Source organism: Vibrio sp. 1249-1 (genome assembly GCF_033340495.1).
In genome coordinates, this window is sequence record NZ_JAWOWJ010000016.1 from 74,448 (window position 1) to 83,461 (window position 9,014).

At 41.7% G+C, this 9,014-nt stretch carries 11 protein-coding genes; 10 read left to right on the forward strand and 1 reads right to left on the reverse strand.

Annotated features, from left to right (window positions below):
* Positions 1–30: 30 nt before the first annotated feature.
* Genes tyrR through R7Z50_RS20820 form a run of 4 tightly spaced genes read left to right on the forward strand, consistent with a single transcriptional unit; the run spans position 31 to position 3,272 of the window.
* Positions 31–1,575 (forward strand): transcriptional regulator TyrR, encoded by a 1,545-nt coding sequence (tyrR, locus tag R7Z50_RS20805; RefSeq protein WP_017820442.1) that lies wholly within the window; start codon positions 31–33, stop codon positions 1,573–1,575.
* Between the two features lie 36 nt (positions 1,576–1,611).
* Positions 1,612–2,196, forward strand: coding sequence for a ribosomal protein S5-alanine N-acetyltransferase (gene rimJ, locus R7Z50_RS20810; RefSeq protein ID WP_005388271.1), 585 nt, complete (start codon positions 1,612–1,614; stop codon positions 2,194–2,196).
* Position 2,197: 1 nt separating this feature from the next.
* Positions 2,198–2,785 carry an HD domain-containing protein gene (locus R7Z50_RS20815; RefSeq protein WP_005376917.1) on the forward strand — a complete coding sequence of 196 codons (588 nt, stop codon included), beginning with the start codon at positions 2,198–2,200 and terminating at the stop codon, positions 2,783–2,785.
* A 13-nt stretch (positions 2,786–2,798) separates the two neighbouring features.
* Complete coding sequence (locus R7Z50_RS20820; RefSeq protein ID WP_017636094.1) at positions 2,799–3,272, forward strand: DUF2947 domain-containing protein; 474 nt, start codon at positions 2,799–2,801, stop codon at positions 3,270–3,272.
* 43 nt (positions 3,273–3,315) lie between these two features.
* Here the strand turns inward: R7Z50_RS20820 and R7Z50_RS20825 are convergent, their stop codons facing one another.
* Positions 3,316–4,278 carry an integron integrase gene (locus R7Z50_RS20825; protein WP_017636093.1) on the reverse strand — a complete coding sequence of 321 codons (963 nt, stop codon included), beginning with the start codon at positions 4,276–4,278 and terminating at the stop codon, positions 3,316–3,318.
* A gap of 244 nt (positions 4,279–4,522) precedes the next feature.
* Between R7Z50_RS20825 and R7Z50_RS20830 the strand changes: the two genes are divergently transcribed.
* The 6 genes from R7Z50_RS20830 to R7Z50_RS20855 all read left to right on the forward strand — a co-directional run bounded on the left by R7Z50_RS20830 (position 4,523) and on the right by R7Z50_RS20855 (position 8,941).
* On the forward strand, positions 4,523–5,413 hold the full coding sequence (locus tag R7Z50_RS20830) for a type I restriction enzyme HsdR N-terminal domain-containing protein (RefSeq protein WP_054577386.1): 891 nt from the start codon (positions 4,523–4,525) through the stop codon (positions 5,411–5,413).
* A 652-nt stretch (positions 5,414–6,065) separates the two neighbouring features.
* Complete coding sequence (locus R7Z50_RS20835) at positions 6,066–6,824, forward strand: hypothetical protein (protein WP_213892801.1); 759 nt, start codon at positions 6,066–6,068, stop codon at positions 6,822–6,824.
* A 173-nt stretch (positions 6,825–6,997) separates the two neighbouring features.
* The gene (locus R7Z50_RS20840; RefSeq protein WP_225481802.1) at positions 6,998–7,246 is read left to right on the forward strand and encodes a hypothetical protein; all 249 of its coding nucleotides are present in this window, start codon (positions 6,998–7,000) and stop codon (positions 7,244–7,246) included.
* A gap of 205 nt (positions 7,247–7,451) precedes the next feature.
* The gene (locus R7Z50_RS20845) at positions 7,452–7,733 is read left to right on the forward strand and encodes a type II toxin-antitoxin system Phd/YefM family antitoxin (RefSeq protein WP_000086647.1); all 282 of its coding nucleotides are present in this window, start codon (positions 7,452–7,454) and stop codon (positions 7,731–7,733) included.
* Entirely contained in the window at positions 7,730–8,017 is a 288-nt protein-coding gene (locus R7Z50_RS20850) for a type II toxin-antitoxin system RelE/ParE family toxin (protein ID WP_203491063.1), read from the forward strand. The genes R7Z50_RS20845 and R7Z50_RS20850 overlap by 4 nt, the downstream gene beginning before the upstream one ends.
* A gap of 150 nt (positions 8,018–8,167) precedes the next feature.
* Positions 8,168–8,941: an NERD domain-containing protein gene (locus R7Z50_RS20855; protein WP_318149244.1), complete on the forward strand. Its 774-nt coding sequence runs from the start codon at positions 8,168–8,170 to the stop codon at positions 8,939–8,941.
* Positions 8,942–9,014: the final 73 nt, after the last annotated feature.

The window sequence follows — 9,014 nt, forward strand, 5'->3', positions numbered from 1 at the left end:
TCCTGACAGTTGTGAATTGGGATATTTTAAGTGCGTCTTGAAGTCTTATGTGAAGATCGACTCGGCTTGACCCGAGAACTGCTCGATATTTTAGCGTCTAAAAGCATCGACTTGCGTGGTATCGAAATCGATATTAGCGGTATTATCTATTTGAATTGCCCGGATATTGATTTTGATACGTTTAGTGAGCTGATGGCTGAAATCCGCCGTATTCCGGGGGTGAAAGACGTACGTAAAATCCAGTTTATGCCGATGGAGCGCCACAATACGGAGCTGCTCTCGTTAGTTGATAACTTGCCCGATCCGGTTTTTGCCATTGATCTTAAAGGTGCCGTAGACATGGCAAACATGTCTGCACTTTCATTGCTTGGCCTTCACAAGCAAGAAGTGATTGGTACTCAAATCGGTGCTTTGTTACCAAGTGTTCGTTTCTCTCGTTGGTCTGAAGGTGTTAATGGTCGAACGCGGGAAAACCTTGTGATTGATGGCTTGGACTATGTTCTAGAGTTGATGCCCGTTTATATCCGAGACGAAGCGCAAAACTCGACTCTAGCGAGTACTCTAATGACGATTCGCTCTAGTCAGCAAGTTGCCAGAATTGAAGAAGCGCTACCGCTGCATAATCCTCTGGGTTTTGAACACTTTGTTGGTATATCGAACCGTCATAAAGCACTAATGAACCAAGCTAAGAAGCTGTCTGTGCTTGACCAACCATTGTTGATTGAGGGCGAAACGGGGACCGGTAAAGAAATGCTTGCTAAAGCTTGCCACAGCCGTTCTAGCCGCGCGAGCAAGCCATTCCTAGTTTTGAGTTGTGCTTCGATGCCTGACGATGTAGCAGAAACCGAACTTTTTGGTCATGCGCCGGGTTCATTCAATCATGAACAAGGCCACAAAGGCATCTTTGAGCAAGCAAATGGCGGCACGGTATTTCTTGATGAAATCGGTGAAATGAGTTCGCACCTTCAAATCAAGCTGTTACGTTTTCTACAGGATGGTAATTTCCGTCGTGTCGGTGCAGAAGATGAGATGCATGTCGATGTTCGTATCATCGCTTCAACAAAACATAACCTTGCCGAGCTTTCTGAAGCAGGAATGTTCCGTGAAGATTTGTATTATCGTCTCAACGTACTTACGCTCAGCATTCCTCCGTTACGTAAGCGCTCAAACGACGTTGCACCATTGCTTGAGTTGTTTGTGGCGAAACATGCTCAACAGCTTGGGATTGATAAGCCAGAGTTTGATGATGGTCTAGTTGATGCCCTTGCAAATTATCAGTGGCCAGGAAACATGCGCCAGCTGGATAACATGGTTCTTCGAGCGCTCACGGAAATGGATGGTGATATACTAAACGCGGATCACTTCAATTTACCTCAGCCTCAGTCAGTCGGCGCTGGTAGTGCAACGCTTAACATCGACGGTTCTTTGGATGAGATCATGCGTGATTATGAATCTCAAGTTCTGGAACGTTTGTATCAGTCATTCCCATCAAGCCGCAAGCTTGCTAAGCGCTTGAATGTATCGCATACCTCAATCGCTAATAAACTGCGTGATTACGGTATACGTAAGAATTAATCGAATTGAACGAAAAGACGGAATTAATCATTTGTAATGGAAGATAACAGCTCATCTATCGCCGTTCATAAGTTGGACGGTGACTTGCTTCTTCGTACCGCTGAAATCGGTGACGCAGATATGATTGCCGAATATTTTCAAGCGAACCGAGAATACCTGAAACCGTTTGAACCGAAACGTGAAGAGGCTTTTTTCTCAGTGAACGGTTGGTTGCAAAAGCTTATCAAGCTCAATGAGCTGCATCGAATGGGATTGGGGTATTATTGCCTTTTAGTCAGAGCCTCTTCGGGTGAAATGCTAGGTACGATATCCTTTAGTAGTTTGAGTCGTTTCCCTTTTTATTCTTGTAACGTCGGATATTCTCTCGCTGAAAAAGCGCAAGGGCATGGTTATATGCGTCGTGGATTAACCATGGCTTGCGACTACATGTTTAATGTCCAGAAACTGCATCGTATTCAAGCTGGCTACATGCCTCACAATAAACGTAGTGAATCTGTGCTAGAGCATGTAGGGTTCAACCGAGAAGGGTATGCAAAAGATTACCTTTTGATTAATGGTGAGTGGCAAGACCACGTCCTAACGTCGCTTATTAATCCGAATTGGCAGCCAGAAGGGCGATAGTATGGAACGATTGGAAAAGCAGTTAGCACTTGTAATCGAGCTCGATAAACTCAAAAGCATTTTGCGCCGAACTCGAGTTAAAAGTGCTGAAGGGCGCCTCGAAAATAGTGGTGAGCATAGTTGGCATGTCGCACTGATGGCAATATTGATGGAAGAGCATGCGAATGCACCTGTTGATATTTGCCGAGTGATGAAAATGTTATTGATACATGACGTAGTAGAGATCGACGCGGGCGATACCTTTGTTTATGATACTGCTGCGTCTCAAGAGCAAGCAGAAAAAGAAATTAGAGCCGCAGAGCGCTTGTTTGGTATGTTACCCAGCGATCAGGAGCAAGAGCTATTGGCGCTTTGGCATGAATTTGAAGCCGCGCAGACCGATGATGCTAAGTATGCAAAAGCACTCGATCGGTTAATTCCAATGCTCTTGAACTACCATAATAATGGTCAGAGTTGGAAGGAACATGGTGTCTCACGCGAACAAGCACTTACCATTAATAAACGAATTGAATTTGGCTCTGTTACCTTATGGGACAAAGCGAAAGAGTTGATTGAAGAAGCCACAGAGAAAGGTTGGCTGAAATCGTAATAAAGGAGACTGAATGTCTTATTTGCCTTTGGACGAATACCAAAGAAAATGGATTTTTACGCATCAGTCGATGCCTGTGCCAGAAGAAGATTTGGCTTTTATTAAGCCGATGAGCCAAGCCCGCTCAGCACAATTTTGGAAAGAAAATATCAGTGCTCAAAGCCCTGATATGGATAGACTTAGTTCCCAAGACTGGCCAATGAATGAGGCGAATTGGTCTGAAACTGTGGATTGGATGGCTGCGTGGGAGTCGGATGATCCTGACATGCCAGCGGAAGCTGAGGCACATATCGATTGGCAAGACGATGTAACCGTTTACTTTTGCTACGAGAAGTACAATGTCATCGAAACGAAATGGTCTATTTTTAAAAAGCACTGGAAGAACTTTCTCTTTTATGACGATGGTCCGATACTAATAGGACGTCGCCGTTCGCAAGCACTTTGGTTTGATTCAAAAGGCAATGTGAAACTCGGTGTTCGTCAATAAAGAGTTATAAAACAAAGCCACCTTTCGAGGTGGCTTTGTTTTTCTAAAGGCTGGATAATGGACTCAACACACCACCAGCCCCGCGCTCGATAACGTGAGTATAGATCTGCGTGGTTTTTACATCAGTATGCCCTAATTGTTCCTGAACAGTTCTAATGTCTGCGCCAGATTCCAATAAGTGCGTGGCAAAACTGTGTCTTAGTGTGTGGCAAGTTACAGTTTTCTCAATGCTTGCGTCGCTTGCCGCGCGCTTTACTGCTCTTTGTATTGCGCTTTCATTGATATGATGCCTTCTCAATTCACCAGTGTCTCGATCTGCGCTTAACTTTGTTGATGGAAACAAAAAGTGCCAGTTAAAATCTAGCTCCGCTTTTGGGTATTTACGTCGTAAACCTTCAGAGATGTATACGCCCGCATAACCAGGCATGTGCCTATCTTTAAAGTAGTAGTTTCTTGCTAAATTAACTTGAGCTTTGAGTGGTTCATGTAGTTCTTTGGCTAATGTGACTGTACGATTTTTACCTCCTTTTCCTTGCCAAACGCGAACTGCACCATAATCATAATCGATGTCTTGAACTCTTAAGCGTAAACATTCCATCACTCGAAGCCCGGAGCCGTAAAGTAGCTGAATATGGAGTCTATACCTCGGGTCGATATGCTGAACGAATCTTCGGATCTCCTCCCTGGTTAACACAACGGGAAGTTTCTTTTCGGTCAAGGATTTCTGAAATCTCATATCAAGTGATAGTGGGGTTTTAAAATAATCACGATATAAAAATGATATTGAGTTCAGCGCCAAAGCTTGCGTTTTTACCGCAACTTTTTCTTCTACCGCTAAGTAACTCAGAAATTGAATGACATCATCTTCTGCTAGTGTTGATGGGTGGGCGAGCTGGTGAAAAGTGATAAAACGTTTTATCCAAAATAGATAACTTTCGATAGTTTTATTCGCATAATGACGAGTAAGCATGTGCTCTTTTACACTAAGTAAAAACTGACTTTTCATGATAAATTAACCTGTTTATTTACACAGTTCCGTTAATGTATCACCACTTTTGAAATTAGCGTGCTGTGCGCCGCCTAATTGCGCGCGCCACCACACATATTCATACTGTTTTTCTATTTGTTTCATACAGATAAGTGCTACGATTGATAGCGCTTTTGATAAGAAAGAAGGCGGTAGCCTGCCAGAAAGACGGCAAGTCGCCGTATAGAAAGCGTTAAGGCTATTTATAGAATGGTGAAAAATTATGTTTTCAGATTTTGACTTTGATGTTTTAAATGATCCAGAGTTTCAAGAAGATGCAGTAAGGGAAGAGTTAATACTTCCAATAATAAGGAATTTAGGTTACAAAATCAGCGGTGACAATAGAGTAGTCAGAAGTCGTTCATTAATTAATCCCCTAGTTGCAATCGGTTCAAAGCAACGCAAAGTCTCAATTATTCCCGACTATTTATTCTTAGCTGATGATAAACCGTTCTGGGTTTTAGATGCAAAAGCTCCGAGTGAGCAGCTAACAAGAAGCAAGCATGTAGAACAAGCGTATTCATACGCAATTCATCCTGAGGTTAGAGCTCAATATTATGCGCTATGTAATGGTGAAGAGTTTGTGCTTTATCAAGTATCAAAATTTGAACCCATTTTGCAATTTAAGTTAAAAGAGATTTCAAAGCACTGGGAGCTTCTATTCAGGTTATTAAACGCGGATGTAAAAGCAAATCCTGCATTGGTGGAGTATCATCCGGATTTTGGTGTTTCCATGGTAAAGTTGGGCGCAATTCAAGGTTTTAGGTTCATCGGTCCACTTGTAAATAGTAAGTTTATCGCAAGGGTTGAAGATGGTTTGTACACAACTACTAGTGTGGTCGAGGGAGACGTTGAGTGTGCAATATCAATGGACTTCAACCAACAGCAGCTAGAGGAACTTTTATCCTACCAAAGTCCGGAAATAGCTGAGTTAACGCGAAACTCTCTAAAACGAATGCCTTATTATGTGATGCTTGAGGGTGACAAAGAGTTTAAGTTTGGCGTTGTGGCTGTGCTCTCTGACCAAGTCCAGCAAAATGCTGAGGAATCTTATATTCCTTTTGAGGTTCAAGAGTTCATGCCATATGGTGGGCTTCCGAAAGCAATAAAATAGCCCTAACAAACTGTTTAAGAGTGATTCGCAACGCGTGGCATTTTTACTATGCGTTGCGTTTAGTGTTTAAGGTGGTATGCAGGAGCTTTGGTATTGCGTTGCTCACACCTTAACAGGGCGTTAGCTTACTCTCTAAAGATCAGTATATTATAGCAAATGTTTAGTGCCGAACTAAATCGAAATATCGTGCTCTGGCAATGTTTTATCTTGTACTCGTTTTGTTCCTAATTGAGCTATATCGGTTATCGGTTAGATATCAAGGCGGGTCAAATTCAAGCATCGCCTCGTTAGGTGTAAGTGACAAAGTCCTCGTGTGAAATCAGCAAGTCAAATATCAGCTTTTGTGTGTGAAGTTCCGTGAGTCTCCACGCTCGGCGGTTTTGGTCTGGTTCAAGGTAATTCAAAGCTCAAACCTGTAAATTCGGCTCAGTGGTATGTCTCAAGTTCATACTTCATGCGCAGTAGGGTAAGTTTTTTGGTATACAATGGTTTGCACTAAATAAGCTAACAAGGCGTTCAAGAGGGATTCCCAACGCTTGGCATTTTCCATTTAAGTTAGCTTTAGTGTTTACGGCACAATGGTTTAGGTCGGGTGGCAGGCGTTGCTCACCCCTTAACGCGGCGTTATGTGCCAAAGCGTCAAAGGAGAACTATGTTCAAAAAATTTTTGCTAAAGTCTTTAGTTAAATTTAAAGCTAGAGAACGGGTTTATCTTGGCTCTAAATCGTCATTGGAAAATAACGATATGTACTTTATCTGGGCTAAGGATTCGAAGAAATATTATCTGGAATCAATTGAAGGTGAAAATGTCCTAACTTTCCATTATCCAGACCCTGACAGTGATGATGCTGAAACTCACAAGATACCGTTCTCTCAACTGTCTCAATACGACTTGTTGATTAAACATCATTATCGCTTATGGCAATTAGAGTATACAACGTTGCTTAGTGCTTATATTTATAATGTGCTTGGTATTAATCGTGTTAAGTGGTTTTTCGAACAAAGTCGAGATAAAAAAACGATTAGTTATTACGAAAAATTTGAATTGTTAAGTGTGGTTCTAAAACATAGAGATGCGTCAAATAAAGTCAATTTCTATGCACTAAAGCGTGAAATTTATGGGAACAGCTCGGAAAATAGAACTGACTATACCCATAACATGGACTTGCGCTGGAAACTATTAGCCTTACAAGAAAGTGGAGATGTTAGTTTTAAAGATGAAGTTCTCCATCTGTCTAACATAACTGTGAACCCACAGGCTCTGAATACACTTTCGGCTTATCAAAGAGAGGAACGAAAGCACCGTGACAGTATTAGGATGGCTCGCATTCAGCAAACCATCGCATTTCTATTGTTTATTTCCGCAGTTATAAATGTGTACTTTACACATATAGCAGATAAAGGCACATAACAAAGCATTTAAGAGTGATTCCCAACGCTTGGCATTTTTCATTTCATCGTTGGGTATTGTGTTTACGGTGGTCTGGTTAAGTTTCGTGGTAGCGTTGCTCACACCTTAATGCGGCGTTATGTGCTAGCAAAATCTGGAGGTCAGTTTTGAATAATGAATCAAAGGAAAGGACATTGGGTGATGTCGAAAAAACTTTCTACGAAACATTAGCAACCAACCGGGTATTTTCGTCTCACAACAAATCGGCTTCAGCACAAGAAGCTCTAGTAAAAAATATTGAGGCTTTAAGTCACGAAATAAACAAAGCTAATGATTCGTCAACTAAATTAACAACTAGCCTTAATCGGCTTACTTTAGCAGCGGTTATCATTGCAGCTCTAACCCTAGGTTTAGAGGTAATAAAGTTATGCTTAGGGAAATAGCACATAACAAAGCGTTTAAGGCAGATTCGCAACGCGTGGCATTTTTCGTCCAATTTGAGTTTTGTGTTTACGGTGCAACGGTTTAGGTTAGGTGGTAGCGTTGCTCACTACTTAACGCGGCGTTATAACGCAGAATCAATTTCTTGCTCATAACTGTTAGTTGAACTATTATTTGTACGTTATTTTGTACCAGTTGGAGTTCAATATGAGTCGTATTCATTTCGATCAAGACATTCAGCCGTTGTCTGAGTTTCGCGCAGGTGTAGCTTCTTACATCAAACAAATCAATGAGACTCGCCGTCCATTGGTAATTACTCAACGTGGCAAAGGTGTTGCTGTTGTCCTTGACGTTGCTGAGTATGAAGCAATGCAAGAGAAAATCGAATTACTGGAAGAAATGCGAACAGCGGAAGCTCAATTAGCTTCAGGTCTTGGCGTCTCCAATGATGATGCGCGTGCTCAAGTTTTGGGGCGCATTAAAAAATGAAAGTAGTTTGGTCTCCATTAGCGCTTCAAAAGTTAGGCGATGCAGCGGAGTTCATTTCTTTGGATAACCCATCTGTGGCAGAAAAGTGGGTAAACGAAGTTTTTGACAAAACTGAACTACTTGGCAGTATGCCTGAGATGGGGCGCTTTGTTCCTGAAATGCCTCATACGAATTATCGTGAAATTATTTTTGGTCACTATCGTATTATCTACAGCTTAAGTCATGAAATCCGCGTACTAACAGTTCGTAATTGTCGTCAAATGTTGTCGGAAGATGATGTGTAAAACTGCGTTTTAACAAAGCATTTAAGAGTGATTCCCAACGCTTGGCATTTTTGGTGTCATCGTTGGGTTTTGTGTTTACGGTGGTATGGTCTAGTTTTGTGGTAGCGTTGCTCACACCTTAATGCGGCGTTAGTTGAATAGGGAAAATCCGTGAATATTTTTGAGGCATTTATTAATGTGCTTGCGCAAGTCTGGTATCTAGTGCCTTTATTGCTCATTGTTAGCGTTTTCAAAAGTAGGTGGCTAAAAGGTGTATTCGGTGAGTTTCTCGTGAACCGTCTTTTGTCCAAATTACCAGAGTCTGATTACACACTAATAAAAGACGTAACGTTGCCGACTAACGATGGTACAACTCAAGTCGACCATATTGTGGTTTCTAGATATGGCATCTTCGTCGTTGAAACTAAGAATATGAAAGGTTGGATATTTGGTTCAGTTCGCCAGAAACAGTGGACACAAAAGATTTACCGTCATTCCTCTAAATTTCAGAACCCACTGCATCAGAATTACAAGCACATAAAAGCTCTGGAAACCTTGCTAGGTTGCAGTGAAGAACACTTACATTCAGTTATTGTTTTCATCGGCGACAGTACCTTTAAAACCGAAATGCCTCCAAACGTTACCTATGCTCGAGGAAGTATTCGATACATTCAACAATTTAACGAAGTCGTGTTCTCTGATAAGGATTATGCTCGGTTAACAGAGTCTATAAACCAGGTAAAGTTAAAGCGCGGAGTCATTACGGATTTAAAGCATCGGAAACATGTCAAAGAAGTTGTTACATCCAAAGCTAGCTCAAATCAGTGTCCCCGTTGCGGCTCTGAAATGGTGTTGCGTGAAACCAAGCGTGGTGAAAATATAGGTAAGCAGTTTTGGGGTTGTTCAACCTTTCCCAAGTGTAGAGCGGTGAAAAAATTCAACTAACAAACTGTTTAAGAGTGATTCGCAACGCGTGGCATTTTTACTATGCGTTGGTTTTAGTGTTTAAGGTGGTATG

Bases quoted from the DNA above. Each gene is read 5' to 3' on its own strand.
- rimJ (WP_005388271.1), top strand. From the start codon at position 1,612: ATGGAAGATAACAGCTCATCTATCGCCGTTCATAAGTTGGACGGTGAC.
- R7Z50_RS20815 (WP_005376917.1), top strand. From the start codon at position 2,198: ATGGAACGATTGGAAAAGCAGTTAGCACTTGTAATCGAGCTCGATAAA.
- R7Z50_RS20820 (WP_017636094.1), top strand. From the start codon at position 2,799: ATGTCTTATTTGCCTTTGGACGAATACCAAAGAAAATGGATTTTTACG.
- R7Z50_RS20825 (WP_017636093.1), bottom strand. From the start codon at position 4,278: ATGAAAAGTCAGTTTTTACTTAGTGTAAAAGAGCACATGCTTACTCGT.
- R7Z50_RS20830 (WP_054577386.1), top strand. From the start codon at position 4,523: ATGTTTTCAGATTTTGACTTTGATGTTTTAAATGATCCAGAGTTTCAA.
- R7Z50_RS20835 (WP_213892801.1), top strand. From the start codon at position 6,066: ATGTTCAAAAAATTTTTGCTAAAGTCTTTAGTTAAATTTAAAGCTAGA.
- R7Z50_RS20845 (WP_000086647.1), top strand. From the start codon at position 7,452: ATGAGTCGTATTCATTTCGATCAAGACATTCAGCCGTTGTCTGAGTTT.
- R7Z50_RS20850 (WP_203491063.1), top strand. From the start codon at position 7,730: ATGAAAGTAGTTTGGTCTCCATTAGCGCTTCAAAAGTTAGGCGATGCA.